Origin of the sequence: Skermania piniformis (assembly GCF_019285775.1) — a bacterium.
GTDB classification, from domain to species: Bacteria; Actinomycetota; Actinomycetes; order Mycobacteriales; family Mycobacteriaceae; genus Skermania; species Skermania pinensis.
This window is the reverse complement of sequence record NZ_CP079105.1, coordinates 4,090,761-4,108,805: the sequence shown is the minus strand read 5'-3', so window position 1 is coordinate 4,108,805 and position 18,045 is coordinate 4,090,761. Positions and strand designations below refer to the sequence as shown.

Below are 18,045 nucleotides of genomic sequence, written 5' to 3'. Positions count from 1 at the left end.
CGTCGCGTACAACGTCGGTACCAGGTGGCCGGGCAGCCGTTGCTTGAGCGCGTCGCGCACCGCCCGGGACACCTCGGTGTCGCCGGTGTCGGCCGGCACCAGGTAGGCGGCGAGGGTGGCGTTGCCCTGCCGATCGGGCACGGCGAGCACCACCGCCCGATCGATCGCGGGCAACGCGGTGAGCGCGGCCTCGACCTCCCCGAGCTCGACTCGATGGCCCCGGATCTTCACCTGATCATCGGTTCGGCCCAGGTAGTCGATGTGCCCGTCGGCGCGGAGCCGGACCAGATCACCGGTGCGGTACATCCGGGCGCCCGGTTCCCACGGGTCGGCGACGAAGCGTTCGGCGGTAAGCCCGGTCCGGTTCAGGTAACCGCGGCCGAGGCCCGAACCGCCGACATACAACTCCCCCGCGACGCCCGGGGCGACCGGGCGCAGCCAGCTGTCCAGGATGCGGGCCCGGGTATTCCAAATCGGCCGGCCGACGGTCGGGGTGGCGCTCTCGTCGGTCCCCGCACCGAGCGTGTTGATCGTGTACTCGGTCGGGCCGTACAGGTTGTACCCCAGAATGCCGGGGGTATCCCGCAGCCGGGTCCACAGCCGCTGACCGACCGCTTCGCCGCCGAGGAGCACCAGCGGCGGCGCGGTCGGCGGGTCGAACAGGCCGGCCACGGCGAGATGCTCGGCATAGGTCGGCGTCACGTTGACCACGTCGATCGCGTGGTCCCGGCAGTACGCCACCAGCCGTTCGGTATCCCGGCGGAGTTGTTCGTCGCAGACGTGCACATGGTGGCCCTCGACCAGCCAGAGCAGCTCCTCCCACGACATGTCGAACGCGAACGACACCGTGTGCGCGACCGCCAGGCGGCGGCCACCGGTGGCCGCGATCACCGGCTCGAAGATCGCGGCCCGGTGGTTGTGCTGCATGTTCGTCAAGCCGCGGTACGGCGTGACGACGCCCTTCGGTTTCCCGGTCGAACCCGAGGTGTAGATCACGTACGCGGCATGGTCCAGATTTCCGGGCCGGCCGACGACCGGGTCGGCGGAGTATGTCGCCAGGTCGACCTCGTCGAGCGCGACGACCGGGCGGCCCAGCCGCTCCCCGACCGCACGGGTGGCCAGAACGATCGCCGGGTCCGCGTCGTCGAGGATGTCGGTCAGACGTTCGTCGGGATGGTCGAGTTCCAGCGGTAGGTAGGCCGCGCCGGCGCGCAGCACCGCGAACAGCGATATCACGGTGTCCACCGAACGCGGCACCGCCAGGGCGACCAGGACCTCCGGGGCGGCGCCGCGGTCGATCAGCAAGCGGGCCAGCCGGTTCACCGCCGCATCCAGGTCGGCGTAGGTCAGCGTCTCGGTCCCGGCGGTCAGCGCCGGCGCCTGCGGGGTCCGCCGTGCTCGGCCGGCGAGCATCTGCGCGATCGATTCCGGCGCGATCGGCCGGGGCAGCCAGGGCAGCGGGGTGCCGCCCAGGTCCACCGCGGCGAGCCGCCGCACCGGGTCGGCGGCCAGCTGCCGCAGCACCGAAAGGAAGCGGTCGAGCAGCGTCTGTGCCTGGGCGAGCGGCACCACGTCGGGTCGGTACTCGAGCTTGCACCACAGCCGCCGGCCCGGCGTGACGACCCAGGTGAGCGGGTAATGCGTGGCGTCGACGCTGGTCACGGCCGTGATGGCGTGCTCGGTTTCCAGGTCGTCGAAGGTGTCGTCGGCGAGGAAGTTCTGCAGCACGTAAAGGCTGTCGAACAGCTGCCCACCGAAGGACTGCTCCCCGCCGGCGGCGGCACGCTGGATGTCGCCGAGGCCGAGATACTCGTGCGGCAGCAGGGCCAGCCGACGCTGCTGTGCCGATTGCATCGCGGCCGCCAACGTGGTGGAACCGTCCAGCCGGACCCGGGTCGGCACGGTGTTCAGGAAGACCCCGATCACCTCGTCGATTCCGTCGAGTTCGGTGGGCCGGCCCGCGACGGTGGTGCCGAACACGACGTCGTCGCGGCCCGCTACATAGCCCAGCACCAGCCCGAGCGCGACCGTGAGCGCCGCATTGAGCGTGACGCCGGCGCCGCGCACCGCCGCATCGAGTGCCGCGGTCTCGGCCTCGGACAGCTCGACCTCGCACCGGCGGGCCAGTGCGGGCCGGGTGCCGATCGCCGCCGGGAACAGCAGCGTCGGTTCGGTCAGCCCGGCCAGCTCGGCGCGCCAGGCGGCTGCCGCCGCCGGCCGGTCGCGATCGGCCAGCCAGCGCAGATAGTCCGGAAATTGTCCGTCCGGCGCCGGTTGCGGGGTCCGCCCGGCGCGAATCGCGGCGTAGGCGCCGAACAACTGCCGCAGCACGAGTTCCCGGGACCAGCCGTCCCACAACAACAGGTGATAGGTGAACAACAACCGATCGCCGGCCGGGGTGCGCACGATCGTCGGCCGGATCAGCGGCGGTGCCGACAGATCGAACGCGCTGGTGCGGTCGGCAGCGGCGGCCGCGTCCGGATCGTCGGTCTCGATCACCTCGACGCCGGCGCGCAGGCCGGTACCGACGATCGCGCCGCACTCCCCGGTCGGCAGCTCGACGAAGCCCAGCCGCATCGTCGGGTTCGTCTTCAGAACCCACTGATAGGCGCTGGTCAGGGCGGTCGGGTCGAGCCGCTCGGCGAACTCGAAGACGTTCTGCGCCAGATAGACGTCGGCCTGCTCGGCCAGCCGTGCCTGGAAGTACAGCCCTGCCTGCAGCGGCGAGACCGGCCAGATATCCCCGACCGGGACCGGTGCGCGTTCGACGATCGCATCGATCTGGTCTTGGTCGAGGTTCGGCAACGTGATGTCGGACGGGGTCAGCCCGCCCGGATCGGCGTCGGACGCGGCGAGCTCGTGCAATGCCGCCGCCCACAACTCGCCGATCCGGCGACCACCGGCGGCACCGAGCTCCGGCGCACAGGTGAGGACCGCTTCCAGCCGCGGGCCGGCCGGGGTGTCGATACAGACCGCGTCGATCTCCAGCAGGTACGGCGTGCCGAGGGCCGGATCGGGCCCGGTGTGCAGCGCGTCCTCCTCGGGCGCGGTGTCCCAGTCCCCGGTACCGGCCGCGGCGAACCGGCCCAGATAGTTGAACAGCACCTGCGGCGTCCCGAGCCGGGCCAGCGCGGCGGCGGTGCGCGGGTTGCAGTACCGCAGCAGGCCGTAGCCGAGCCCCCCGTCGGGCGCGCTGCGCAGCGCTTCCTTCACCTGTTTCAGCGCGGCGATCGGTTCGGTTGCCGGCGGGTCGAGCCGGACCGGGGCGATCGCGGTGAACCAGCCGAGCGTGCGGGACAGGTCGTGCTCGGCGGCGAGCGGTATCCGGCCGTGCCGTTCCACGTCCAGGACGAGTGGCCCGGCGCCGCGCCAGCGCGCGATCGCCAGGTGCAGACCGGTCACCAACGTCTCGGTGACGTCGGCGTTCGCGGCGGCCGGAACCGAGGTGAGCAGGGCTCGGGTGTCGGCGACCGACAGCTCGAGCCGTTCCTCGACGGTCTCCCCGACCGTCCGGCCGAACGGGCGCGCCGCCGGATCGAGCTCACCGCCGGGGGCGAGAACCGCGGCCCAATGCTCGAACTCGCCGAGGCGGGCTGCGGTCGCCGCATCCTCGTGTACCGCGCGAGCGTAGGTGCGGTACGCGGTCGGGACCGGGTCGAACCAGACCGCGCGCAGCACCCGGCCCTGTTCCGGGTCGAGCCAGTCGGCCGCCGCGTCCGACTCCCGCGCGACGATCGTCCGCAGGTCCGCCGCCCCGGCATCGACCCGGATCAGCCCGTCGACACCGTCCGCCGAGACCGCCAGCGACCACAACAACGGCGCCGGCGCACTCAGCCGCAGCCGCAGCGCGTCGTGCCGTTCGATCAGCGCGGCGACGATCCGCCGGATCTGCTCGACGGTGATGCCGGCCGGGGTGTTGAACATCGCCGACTGGTTGAGCCGCCCGATCGGGCCGCCCAGCTCGGCGAGTCGATGCACGATCGGCAGCAACATCACCTCGCCGACGCCGTCCGGATCACCGGTCGGCGCACTGCGCACCGGCTGTGCCCCGGCGGCGAGTGCGGCGGGCGTGCGTCGGCTGAACACGTCGTACGGGGTGAACCGCAGGCCACGCTTCTTCGCCCGGTTGACCAGGGTGATCGCGACGATGCTGTCGCCGCCGAGGGTGAAGAAGTCGTCGTCGGGACCGACGGCGTCGAGCCCGAGGACCTCGGCGAACAGCTCGGCGATCGGGCCCCCGGTCGGCGCCGGTGCAGTCGAGGTCGGGGTGCGCGGGTGGGTGGGTTGCGGGGCGGGCAGCGCGGCGCGGTCGAGCTTGCCGTTGACCGTCAGCGGCAGCGCCGGCAGCTCCATGAACACGCTCGGCACCAGGTAGTCCGGCAATCGGTCCGCGAGCGCGGCCCGGACCTGATCCAGATCGAGGGCGGATCGTGATACCAGGTACGCGGCCAGCCGGCGGCGGCCCGGTTGATCTTCCCGGGCGATCACGGCCGCGTTGGTGATCTCCGGCAGCGCGAGCAGCGCCGCCTCGATCTCGCCGGGCTCGATCCGGAAGCCGCGGATCTTGACCTGTTGGTCCGAGCGGCCGAGGTAGTCGAGCTCGCCGTCGGCCGACCGTCGGGCCAGGTCACCGCTGCGGTAGAGCCGTGCCCCCGGGTTCCACGGGTCGGCCACGAACCGGGCCGCGGTCAACCCGGGCCGGCCGAGGTACCCGCGGGCAACCTGCGGGCCACCCACGTAGATCTCGCCGGTGCTGCCCGGTGCGACCGGGCTCAGGTAGCGGTCCAGCAACTGCACCTGCAGGCTCGCAAGTCCGGTGCCGATCACACTGCGCGGCTCGGCCGCGGTCACACTGCGCGGCTCGGCCGCGGTCACACTGCGCGGCTCGGCCGCGGTCACACTGCGCGGCTCGGCCGCGGTCACACTGCGCGGCTCGGCCGCGGGCACACTGCGCGGCCCCGCCGCGTCTGCCACCGTGAGCGAACGCGCTGTCACGTGTACGCAGGTCTCGGTGATGCCGAACATGTTGACCAGCCGGGGCGCGGTGTCCCCGAATCGCTCGAACCACGGCGCCAGCCGGGCCGGATCGAGTGCTTCGCCACCGAAGATCACGTACCGCAGGGCGAGGTCCCGCCCGGCGGCCCGGTCGTCGGCGGTGATCGCGTCGATCAGCGGGTAGAAGGCGGACGGGGTTTGGTTCAGCACCGTGACCCGTTCTCGGGCTAGCAGGTCGAGGAACCGGTCCGGGTCGCGCGCGACGGTCCGGTCGATCAGGATCAACCGGCCGCCGTGCAGCAGCGGTCCCCACATCTCCCACACCGAGAAGTCGAACGCGAACGAGTGGAACATCGTCCACACGTCGTCCGGGCCGAAATCGAATTCCGTTGCGGCGCCGGTAAACAGCGCGGACAGGCTGCGTGCGGTGACGATCACGCCCTTCGGTGTGCCGGTCGAACCCGAGGTGTAGATGAGGTACATGGCATTGTCGGGCCGGGCGTGGTCGGGCCGGGCGGGAACCGGCCGGGTGGGCGCCGGCTGGTCCAGCAGATCGGCGAGGCGGATACCGGGGATCGTGCCGTCGGTCAGCACCACCACCGGTACCGCGTCGGCCAGGATGTGGGCCAGCCGTTCGGGCGGCGCCGCGGTATCGAGCGGCACGTAACAGCCGCCGGCCTTGACCACGGCCAGCGCCGCGACGACGACGTCGACCGACCCCGCGATCGCCACCCCGACCCGGGTCTCCGGGCCGACCCCGAGTGCGGCCAGCGATCCGGCCAGCCGATCCGACCGGGCGGCGAGCTCGCCGTAGGTCAGATCGACGCCGTTCGCCGAGACCGCGATCGCCGTCGGGTAGGTGGCCGCCATCGCGGCGAATCGGTCGGCCGGCAGCACGGCCGGCGCTGCGATCGGTGCGGGCGACCCGGTTCCGGCGGGCGGGGGCGCGGCCGCGAGCAGGGCCGCGACGCGGGTGTCCGGTGCGTCGGCGAACCGGCCGAGCAGCGCGGTCACCTGCGCGGCGAGGTGTGTTGCGAATTCGGCGCGCACCCGGCCGGAATCGTATTTGAGCTCGACGAGCAGGCCGTCCGCGTCCGGGAACACCACCAGCGACAACGGATAGTGCGGCGCGTCGGTGCCGGTGAATCCCCGGTAGACCAGATCGTCGGGCCCGGCGGCCGGATCGGTCGAGGCCGGGAAGTTCTCCACCACGACGATCGTGTCGAAGAACTCGCGGACCCCGGCCAGCCGAGCGAGCTCGCTCAGCCCCACCAGCTGGGCGTCCAACACCGAACTCTGCTGTTCCTGCAGGCGCTCGAAGACCGCGCCGACCGGGTCGGCGGGGGACCAGGCCATCGGCACCGGCACGGTGTTGATCAGCAGGCCGACGATCGCATCGACGCCCGGGAGCTCCCCACCGCGGCCGGACACCGTCGAACCGAACACCACCCGGTCGCGGTCGAGTAGCCGGCCGAGCACCAGTCCCCACGCGCCGTGCACGACGGTGCCGAGGGTGAGGCCGCGTTCGCGTGCGGTTGCCACCAGGCCGGCCAGATCGGTGAGCCGATGAAACACGCTCGACCGGATCCCGGAACTCGGCGCCGCGTCCGGGAACAGGATGCTCGGGCCGTCGATGGTGGCCAGCAGCTGCGACCATTGCGGCAGGCCGCGGTCGCGGGCGAGGTAGTGCTCGATGTGCTCACTCAACGTCGCGACCGGCGGCGGCAGCGTGCCGGTGTTGTAGGCGGTGACGATGTCGCCGAAGATCAGCGGGTACGACCAGCCGTCGGCGACGATGTGGTGCATCGTCTGGATCAGTCGGTGCGATCGGGGGCCGTCGCTGACGAGTGCGTACCGGACCAGCGGCGCGTGCGCCAGATCGAACGGTCGGGCGAGCGCCGCTGCGCCCGGATCGGCATCGGCGGGGTGCACCGTCCACTCGAACGCCACGTCGCGGGCGATCACCTGCGTGATCGTGCCGTCGCCGAGCTCGCGGAAGCTCGCGCGCAGTCCTTGGTGGCGGGCGAGCGTCGCGGCGATCGCGGTTCGCAACCGGTCCGGTTCGAGCGGCCCGGTCAGTTCGGCGATCTGCTGCACGACGTAGGTGTCGGCGGTGTCGTCCGGGTTCGACGCCGCCAGTTGCGCATGCACGTACATCCCGGCCTGCAGCGGGAGCAGCGGCAATACGGTCTCGACGTCGTCGCCGAGCGCGGCGACGTCGGCCGGGGTCAGCCGCACGGCCGGGAAGTCCGACGGCGTGTGCCCGGCGAGCGGACAGCGGGTGAGCGCGGTGAGCGCGGTGAGCCAGAGCTCGGCGAGTTCGCCGACCTGCGGCTCGGTGAGGAAGCCGGTCGGGAACGCCAGCGTCGCCGCCAGGGCGGGTCCGGCCGGTCCGTCGGTGACCGCGACGTTGACCTCCAGCGCGATCGCCGGGTTCGATCCGTCGACCCCCTCGCGCAGCGGACCGACCGGCAGCCAGTCGCCGGATCCGGCGGCGAACCGGCCCAGATAGTTGAACAGGATCTGCGGTGCTGCGGCGAAGTGCGGGTCGGTACCGGGCGCTTCGGTATCGGCCGGGTATCGCAGCAGCCCGTAGCCCAGTCCCTGCGCCGGGATTGCCCGCAGCTGGTCCTTGATCGTCTTCGCTGCGGTCGCGAGTTCCGGCCCGGCGGCGGTGACCTGGTCCCAGGTCGGTGTGCCCGGGTCCAAGCGGGCCGGATAGATCGAGGTGAACCAGCCGACCGTGCGGGACAGGTCCGCGGTCGCGCCGATCGCCTCGGCTTCGCGGCCGTGCCCCTCCAGATTGAGCAGCACCGCGGAGCCGCTGCCGCGCCGGTGTCGCCGTCGCCACTCACCTACCGCGAGGACGAATCCGGTGAGCAGCACGTCGTTCACGCTGCCGTAGAAGCGCGCCGGTACACCGCCGACCAGCGCCTCGGTGATCTCGGCCGGCAGCTCGGCGGTGTGGTATAGCACGCCGGCGCAGGTATCGCGGCGCGGATCGAGCGCGCGGTTGCCGAGGTTCGGGTCCGGCGTCGTGAGGACGTCCGTCCAGTAGTCACGTTCGGCGGCGAACCGGCCGCTCGCCGCGGTCAGCACGGTCGACCAGGTGCGGAACGACGTCGCCGGTAGCTCCAGGTCGGGGGCGCGGCCCGCCCGCACCGCGGTGGCGGCGCGGGCGAGGTCGTCGGACAGGATGCGCCAGGACACGCCGTCGATCACCAGGTGGTGGATCACCAGCAGCAGCCGGTCCGGCGCGGTACGCACCGCGCGCACCAGCCGCCCGGCGCGGGCGTCGAGGGCCGCGGCCGCGGCGGCCAGGTCTTCGGCCCGGTCGCTCAGCACGGAATCGGCGGCGACCGCGCCGGCCGGGGGCACCTGCAGCGTCCAGTCGGCGTCCAGCCGTGCCCGCAGCAGCCCGTGACAGTCGAGCACTGCCTGCAGCACCGCGACGAGCTGGGCGCGGGGCAGCTCGGCCGGAATCTGCAGCTCCATCGCCTGGTAGAAGTTCGCCAACGGTGTTGCCGCCGATTTCGTCTCGGCCAGCATCGGGGTCGCGGCGACGGCGCCGAGTCCGGCGTCGTCCGGGGCGGCGCCGACCTGCACCGGCGTGATCCCGGCCAGCAGCGCCGCGACCGTCCGTTTGCGGAAGATGTCGCGCGGGGTCATCGGCAGCCCGGCCTTGCGGGCCCGGCCGCACACCGCGATCGAGGAGATGCTGTCACCGCCGAGGGTGAAGAAGTCGTCGTCGACGCCGACCCCGGGGCCGTCCGCCCCGGCGATCCCGAGCACGTCGGCGATGATTCCGGTCAGGGTGATCTCGGATTCGGTGCGCGCTGCCCGACCGGAACCGGCCACCGCCGATTCCGGTTCCGGCAGCGCCGCGACGTCGACCTTGCCGTTCACCGTCATCGGCAGCGTCGCCGGGAAGCCGTACCACAACGGCACCATGTAGTCGGGTAGTCGCTGGGCCAGCTGGGCGCGCAATCCGGCCGGGTCCGGCCGGTCGGTCACCACGTAGGCGACGAGCCGGCCGGCCCTGGCGACGACGTAGGCCGACCGCACGCCGGCGAGCTCGGCCAACGCGGTGGCGATCTCCCCCGGCTCCACCCGGTACCCGCGGATCTTCAGCTGATCGTCGGCGCGGCCCAGGTAGTCCAGGTTGCCGTCGGCGCGGTACCGCACCAGGTCGCCGGTGCGGTATACCCGCGCACCGGGGGTGAACGGGTCGGCGACGAATCGGCTCGCGCTCAGGCCGGGCCGGGCCAGGTAGCCGCGGGCCAGACCCGCACCACCGGCGTACAGCTCGCCGATCGTCCCGGTCGGGACCGGGCGCAGCCAGGCATCGAGCACATAGGCGCGGGTGTTCCAGATCGGTCGGCCGACGGTGGCGGTGACGCTGTCGTCGGTGCCCGCGCCGAGCGTGTTGATCGTGTATTCGGTCGGGCCGTAGAGGTTGTATCCGCGGGTGGCCGGGTGCTCGCGCAGCACCGTCCACAAACTCTGCGGCACCGCTTCGCCGCCGAGCAGCACCAACGCCGGAACATGCCCGCTGTCGTCCAGCAGGCCCTGGCCGTCCAGCAGACCCTGGTCGACCAGGTGCTCGGCGTAGGTCGGGGTCACGTTGATCACGTCGATCCGGTGCGCGCGGCAGTAGTCGGTGAGCGCGACCGCGTCGCGCCGCAGCTCTTCGTCGCAGATATGGACCTCGTGGCCGTCGATCAGCCACAGCAGCTCTTCCCACGACATGTCGAAGGAGAACGAGACGGTGTGCGCGACCCGCATGCGGCGGGTGGCCACCGGGGCGAAGATCCGAGCGCGATGGTTTTCCAGCATGTTCGTCAGGCCGCCGTAGGGAGTCACCACCCCCTTCGGCTTTCCGGTCGAACCCGAGGTGTAGATGACGTAAGCGGGGTGCCGGTCGTCGACGGCGACGCGCACCGGGGTGGCGGACAGCTCCGTGATCGCCGCGGCCGCGGTGTCGACCTCGATCACAGTGCCCGGAAAGTCGATTGCCAGCTCGGCGGTGTCCGACCGGCACAGCAGGATGATCGGTCCGGCATCGTCGATCATCGTGCGCAGCCGGTCGGCCGGATAGTCGAGCTCGAGCGGCAGGTAGGCCGACCCGGTACGCAGCACGGCGAACAAGGCCACGACCATCTCCACCGACCGCGGCAACGCCAGGGCAACGATCCGTTCCGGCCCGGCACCCGCGTCGAGCAGCGCCCGCGCGTACCGATTGATCCCCGCATCCAGCTCGGCGTAGGTCAGCGTCTGCGCGCCGAATACCAGCGCCGGTTCCGCCGGCGACCGAGCCGCTCGTTCGGCGAGCAGATCCGACACGGTCAGCGCCGGCAGCGGATGCAGCTCCGCCGGTGGTTGCACCTCGTCGGGTCGCGCGACCGGCACCCGGCCGGTCGGCCGGCTCGGATCCTCGATCAGCGCGGCGAGGATGGCGGTGAACCGCGCGACGAGGGCCGCGGCCTGGGCGGCGGTGACGACGTCCGGCCGGTATTCCAGCTTGACCCGCAGGTGTGCGCTCGGGGTACACACCCAGGTCAGCGGGTAGTGCGTGGAATCGGTGAAGCCGACCCCGACGATGCCGTGCTCGGCATCCAGATCGTCGAAGGTGTCGTCGTCGAGGAAGTTCTGCAATACGTAGAGCGTGTCGAACAGCGGCTCGCCGCCGGCCACGCGCTGGATGTCGCCGAGGCTCAGCTGCTCGTGCGGTATCAGCTCGAGCCGGAAATCCTGCACGCGGCGCAGCAGCTCGTGCACCGGCTCGTCGGGCCGGGCCGCGACCCGCGCCGGGACGGTGTTGAGGAACATGCCGATCACCTGGTCGGACTCGGGCAGCTCGGCCGGCCGGCCCGCCACCGTCGTGCCGAACACCACGTCGCTGCGACCGGTGAGGTAGCCGAGCAACAGGCCCAACGCACTGGTGAGCACCGTGTTGAGGGTGACCCCCGCGGCGCGGGCCCGGTGCTGGATGCGCGCGGTGAGCTCGGCGTCGAGATCGACCACGACGCGTTCCGGCGCGATCGGCTCCCGGCCGGCGGCTGCGGGGACGACCAGGGTCGGGCCGGGGAGCCCGGCGAGCGCATCCCGCCAGGCCTGCGCCGCGGCGTCGTGATCCCGGCCGGCGAGCCAGCCGAGGAAATCCGGGAACGTGCTCCGCTGCGGCAGAGTGAGCGCGCCGCGGGCCCCCGCGGACGCGTAGAGGGCGAACAGCTCGCGCAACACCAGTTCGCGTGACCACCCGTCGAACAGCAGGAAGTGGCTGGTCAACACCAACCGATCGGCCGCCGGCTGCCGGATCAGGGTGAGCCGGATCAGCGGTGGCGTAGCCAGGTCGAACGGCGTCGCGACGTCGTCGGCCAGGACCGCGGCAACCTCCGGGTCCGAGTCGCAGTCGACGACGGGGATGGCGGCGGCCACGTCGGCCGGAACGAACTGCACCGGTCGGTCCAGACCGTCGCCGACGAAGCCGGCCCGCAGCACCGGATGCCGGTCGAGCAACGCCGCGAAGGCTCGGCGCAGCGCGTCGAGGTCGAGCCGACGGTCGAACTCGAACACGTTCTGGGCAAGGTAGGCGGCGCCGGCATCGGCATAGGCGGCCTGGAAGTAGACCCCGGTCTGCAGCGGGGACAGCTCCCAGACATGAGATATCTCCCCCGGCCATCGGACCGCCTGCCGGGCCGCGCTCAGCTCCGCCGCCGTGCGCGACTGCACTGCCGTGCGCGACTGCGCCGGGTGGTGGTCGTCGGCCGGCCGGCGCTCGTCGAGGAACCGGTCCAGCGCGGCGGCCGTCCGGTACCGGAACAGATCCTGCGGCTCCACTGCGATCCGGGCGGTGGACAGCCGGTTCACCACCCGGATCGCGCTGATGCTGTCACCGCCGAGCTGGAAGAAATCGTCGTTCGCCGCGACCGACTCGACCCCGAGCACCGCTGCGACGACGGTGCAGATCGCGGCCGACCGGGGCGTCCGGGGAGCTTGCGTTACCGTGCTCACCGCCGGTGCCGGGAGCGCATGCCGATCCCGTTTACCGTTGGGCAGCAACGGAATTGCCGATAGCACCGTGATCGACGCCGGTACGAGATAGGTCGGCAGCCGAGCGGCCACCGTGGCGCGGACCAGATCCGGATCGACCGCGCCGGTGACGTAGCCGTCGAGCACCCGCGAACCGCCGGGTACGGTGCGGGCGGCGACGACCGCATCGCCCACCCCGGCGACGCCCGACAACACCGCCTCGACCTCGCCGAGCTCGACCCGATGCCCGTTGATCGACACCTGATCGTCGGCCCGGCCGGCGAACTCGATCAGGCTGCCACCGGCGAGCCGGCCGATGTGACCGCCGGCGAGCCGGCCGATGTGACCGCCGGCGAGCCGGCCGATGTCACCCGTGCGGTACAGCCGCGATCCGGGCGGTCCGTACGGATTCGCGACGAACCGGGCGACGGTGACCCCGGGTTGGCCGAGATAGCCGCGAGCCACCTGACTGCCACCGACGTACAGCTCGCCGAAGGCGCCCGGAACCGTGAGCGACAGGTCCGGCGCGAGGAGGAACACGTCGTTGCCCGGCATCGGGGCCCCGAGCGTTACCCCACCCGGCCCGGTGCCGACGCGGGTCGTGAGGGCGTCACCGGCGACTTCGGACGAGCCGTAGGAATTGACGATCTCGGCGGCCGGAGTAGCCGCTGCGAGCGCTGCGACCACCGATTCGCTCAACGCTTCGCCACTGAGAATCCAGCGGCGGACCGATCCGAGCCGGTTCGCGGCGACCTCGGCGAGCAGTCCGGCCAGGCTGGGCACCGCGAGGATCTGCCCGGCGCCGTGCCGGCCGACCAGCTCGGCGAGCGCACGGGCGTCGGTCGTGGCGGTCTCGTCGGCCAGCACCAGCGTGGCGCCGGCGACGATTGCACCGAACAGTTCGGTGGTGCCGTCGATGAAGCTGATCGAGCTCTTCGCGATGCGGATATCCGGTTCGGGCAGCGACCAGCGGTCGCGCGCCCAGGTCAGCCGGTTGGCCAATCCGGCATGGGTGCCGAGCACCGCCTTGGGCCGGCCGGTGCTGCCCGAGGTGTAGACCAGCGATACCAGGTCGGTGCCGGTCACGGTGACCTCGGGCACCGGCGCGGTGGCGACCACTGCCGCGTCGTAGGACAGCACCGGTATCCCGGCCGGCGCGGCGATCTCCAGGTCGGTGCTCGTCAGGTCGGTGAGCAACAGCGCCGGCGCCGCGTCGGTCAGCATGAACTCGATCCGCTCGGCCGGATAGCCGGGGTCGATCGGCAGATAGGCGGCACCGGCGCGCAGGATGCCGATCAGCGCGATCGGGATACCGATGGTGCGCCGCAGCGCGATCGCGACGACGTCGCCGCGGCGCACGCCGTGGTCGTGCAGCGCGGCGGCGATCCGGTCGGCGCGCTCGAACAGCTCGAGATAGCCGACCGGCTCGTCCCCGGTGTGATCGGCGAGACCGGCCGTGCGGTCGGCGAACGCCGCCCGCGCATCGGCGAGCAGCTCGAGTACCGTCGCGTCGACCCCGGCCGGGCCACGGCCACCCGTCAGCAACCGGTCCCGTTCGTAGTCGGCCAGCAGATCGATCGTGGCGCACGTTCGGCTCGACACCAGCCCGTCGAGCAGCGCAACGTAGCGCTGCAGCAACTGCTGCGCCGCGGGCTCGGCCAGGATCGCGCGATCGTGGGTCAGCGTCAGGGTGATCGAGGTGCCGATGCCGACCATCAGGGTCACCGGATAGTGCGGTGCCTCGATCACCTCGACGCCGGCAATCCGGACCTCGGCAACCCGGGCGTCGGTCAGGTCGGCGCCGGCATCGAGCACGACGAGCGAGTCGAAGAGCGTACCGACCCCGATCGCCCGCTGGATGTCGAGCAGGCCCACGTGTTGGTGCTCGACCAGGTCTCGCCGGTGCTCGGCGAACTCGGCGAGGACGGCGCGCGGCGACTGCCCCGGCTGCCACCGCACCCGCGCGGGCACCGTGTTGATCAACAGCCCGACGATCCGCTCGACGCCGGCCAGGTCGATCCCCCGGCCCGACACCGTCGCCCCCACCACGACGTCGGTGCGGCCGAGCAGCCGACCGATCAACAGCCCCCAGGCCATGGTCGCCGCGTCGGCGAGGGTGGCGTCGGCGGCCGTCGCGAGCTCCCGGAGGGCGCCGGCGACCGGGACCGGGATTTCTCGCTGGACCCGGCCGAATCCGGTGCCGGTACCCGCGCCGGCCAGCGCGTCGCTCAGTCGGGTCGGTTCGGTGACGCCGCTCAGTGCGGCGGTCCAGGCGCCGATCCCGGCGGTCGGATCGTGCCGGTCGAGCCAGTGCAGAAAGTCGGTGAACGGGACCGGCGCCGGGAGCGGCGCGGCCGGATCGGCGTGCCACGCCAGCAGTTCCGCCAGCTGGATCGGCACCGACCAGCCGTCGGCGACCAGATGATGCACGGTCTGGATCAGCGCGGTCGCGTTCGGCAGCCGGACCAGCGCATACCGGATCAGCGGACCATCGGTGAGCACGAACGGTTCGGTGCGCTGGCGCTCGGCAATTGCGGCGAGTTCGCCGTCGTCGGCAGCGGTCGCGGACTGCCAGGGCATCCGAGCCGAGTCCGGTAGCACGGCGACGACCCGACCGTCCGCGGTGGTCCGAAACGATGCGGCCAGGTTCGGATGCCGAACCAGCAGCCGGTCGGCCGCCCGGCGCAATCGCGGCTCGTCGACCGGCCCGGTCAGGCGGACGATCTGCTGGACCACGTACGCGTCTTCCCCGGCCGCAAAAGTCGAGTGGAAGTGGATGCCCTGCTGTAGCGGGGTGAGCGGCACGATCTCGCCGGCGAGCGCGTCGACGTCGGCCTGGCGCAGCGACACCAGCGGAAAGTCCGACGGTGTCGGGCCGTGCACGGCCGGGCTGTGGGCGATCGCGTGCAGCGCGGCGACCCACCGGTCGGCCAGTGCGGTCACCCGGTCTTCGTCGAGCACCGCGGCCGGCCAGCTGAACACGGCCTCGAGCTGCAACCCGTCCGGGCCGGGCAACGCGACCGCGTTGATCTCCAGCGGCCGGGGCAACGGCATGCGGGTATCGCGTCCTTCGGCGATCGGATCGCCCGGTCCGGCCGGCGCCCACCCGGCGTTGTCGGCGCCCGTGTCGAACCGACCCAGATAGTTGAACAGCAGTTGCGGCTGCACCGCGAGGTCGGAGCGGCCGGCGAGATACCGCAACGCGCCGTAGGAAAGGCCGCGGTGCGGTATCGCCCGCAGTTGCTCTTTGATCGTCTTTACCGCGGAACCCAACGCGGGCCCGCCGGCGAGCACGTCGTCCCAGGTCAGGTCGCCGGCGTCGAGCGCAACCGGGAACAGGGTGGTAAACCAGCCGACCGTGCGGGACAGGTCGATCCCGTCGTCGACCGCGCCGGGTTCCCGGCCGTGCCCCTCGAGTTCGAGCAGCAGCGCCGATCCTGCGCCCCGCCACTGCGGGTAGGCCAGTGCGAGTGCCGCGACCAGCACGTCCTTCACCCCACCGCGGATCGCGGCCGGAACCGGGCCCAACAAGCGCACGGTGTCGGCGGCGGGCACGCGAACCCGGAGGCAGCGTTCGGTGGCGACGGTGTCCCGGGCCGGATCGAGCGCTGCGATCGGCTGGTCGGGGGTGCCGGCCGTGCGTTGCCAGAAGGCCAGGTCGGCGCTGAAGTCGGTCCCGGCCAGCCGGCGCGCCCAGTACCGGAACGCGGTTGCCGGCCGGTCCGGTGCCGGTGGTTCCCCGGCCCGGATCGCGGCCCAGGCGGTGGCGAGATCATCCTGGATGATGCGCAGCGAGACCCCGTCCATCACGGTGTGGTGGACCACCAGGACCAGCAGGTTCTCGAACTCCGGTGCGGGATCGAACCAGACCGCCTCGACCAGCCGCCCGACCGCCGGATCCAGCCGCAGCGCCGCCGCCGCCCGTTCCCGCTCGACCAGTTCCCGGGTCGGCGCCGATTCGAGTCGGGTCACCGGTACCGCGTGCGGTTCGGCCGGAATTCGGAGCTGCGCGCCGTCGATCCGGGCCCGCAGGATCGGGTGGGTGTCGACGAGCGCGCCGAGGATGTCGGTGAGTTGCCCGAGCGTCAGCTCGGCGGGTACCCGCACCGATATCGACTGGTAGAAGCCGCGCATCGCGTTGCCGACCTCGTCGAGCCAGGACAGGATCGGGGTTGCCGGCACGTCGCCGGTGGCGACCTGCGTGTCGGCGTCGATCCGGCTCACCAACGGGGTCGCGGCGCGGGCCAGCGCCGCCGGGGTGCGGCCGGTCAGGATGTCGCGCGCCCGCAGCGACAGGCCGCGGCGCCGGGCTGCGGCGATGATGCCGATGGCCAGGATGGAGTCTCCGCCGATGGCGAAGAAATCGTCGTCGGCGCCCACCGCCGGGCGGCCCAGGACGGCGGCGACGATCTCGCACATGAGGGCTTCGGCGGCGGTGTGCGGGGCGCGTCCGGCGGTCGACGCCGGCTCCGGCTCGGGCAACGCCCGCCGGTCGACCTTGCCGTTGACCGTGGTGGGAAACTCCGCCAGCACGGTGACCGAGCTGGGCACCATGTATTCCGGCAGCCGGCCCGCGCACCATGTCCGCAGATCGGCGTCGGTCGCCGTGCCGGACAGCGCGTATCCCGCGAGGTACTTCGCCCCCGCCGAGGTCTCCCGCAGCAACACGACCGCCTGGCGCACGGCGGGATGTTCGGCGAGCACGGCCTCGATCTCTTCCAGTTCGAGCCGCATGCCGCGGAGTTTGACCTGGTTGTCGGCCCGACCGAGGAACTCGAGCGTGCCGTCCTCGCGCCATCGCGCCAGGTCGCCGGTGCGGTACATCCGGACGCCCGGCGCGCCGAACGGATCGGCCACGAACCGGCCGGCGGTGCGGCCGGGCGCGTTGACGTAGCCCCGGCCGAGCAGGAACCCGGCTGCGTACAGCTCGCCGCCGGCGCCGATCGGCACCGGCTGCAGCCGTTCGTCGAGCACGTAGAGCTGGGTGTTGGGGTTCGGGCTGCCGATCGACGTGCCGATCCGCTGGGCCGAGTCGCGATAGACGACGTGGGAGACCCCGATCGTCGCTTCGGCCGGCCCGTAGCCGTGATACATCGTGGTGGCGACCTGGGCGCGGAACCGCTCGAACAGTTCGGGGGTGAGAACCTCGCCGCCGCACCACACGTGCCGGAGCCGGGCGAGTCGATCGGTGCCGCGGGCCAGCTCGAGCAGGGTGTCGAGCATCGAGCTGACCAGGTAGACGAAGGTGACGCCGGCGTCGTCGATGAGCTCGAGCAGGTACTCCGGGTCCCGTTCGCCGCCCGGCTCGGCCACCACGACGTAGCCGCCGGACAGCAGCGGCAGCAGCACCTCGTTGACCGAGATGTCGAACGACAACGGCGCCTTGAACAGGGCTGCGTCGCCGGGGCCGAAGTGCAACAGCTGTGCCGACTGCCATTGGATGCGTTGGCAGATCGCCTCGTGCCGGATCATCGCGCCCTTGGGCGTCCCGGTCGAACCGGAGGTGAAGATGATGTAGGCGAGCTGGTTGCCGCGAATCGTCACCTCGGGCGCGGTGACCGGCTGATCGTGATACGCCCAATCCGTCAGGTCGACCGGGATCGTCGCCGGATCGGTGCCGGTCGCGACCATCGACCACCGGGCGCCGGAATCAGCCAGGATGCGGTCGCGGCGCTGCGCCGGTAGCTGCGGATCGACCGGAACGAAGGCGCCGCCGGCGACCAGCACCGCGAGCAGACCGACGACCATCTCCGGCGAACGCGGTAGCGAGATCGCCACGACGTCCTCGGGGCCGACCCCGAGCGCGCGGCAGTGCCGGGCCAGCTGGTTCACCCGGGCGCTCAGCTCGGCGTAGGTCAGCCGCAGGTCACCTGCCTGCACGGCCAGCGCGTCCGGGGTCCGGGCCGACTGTGCGGCGAACAGGTGCGGGACCGTGGTCACGACCTCGGGCACGCTCGGATCGTTCCAGCGGCGCAGCCATGCCAGCAGCTCGTCGATATCCATCATCGCGGTCATGGG

Annotated in this window: 2 pseudogenes; both read right to left on the bottom strand. The window is 72.1% G+C overall.

Annotated features, from left to right (window positions below):
• Positions 1–9 precede the first annotated feature (9 nt).
• Positions 10–4,170: pseudogene (locus KV203_RS20135) on the bottom strand (amino acid adenylation domain-containing protein); the annotation flags it as partial.
• Positions 4,171–4,356: 186 nt separating this feature from the next.
• Positions 4,357–18,030, bottom strand: a pseudogene (locus KV203_RS18935) (amino acid adenylation domain-containing protein); the annotation flags it as partial.
• Between the last annotated feature and the right edge of the window lie 15 nt (positions 18,031–18,045).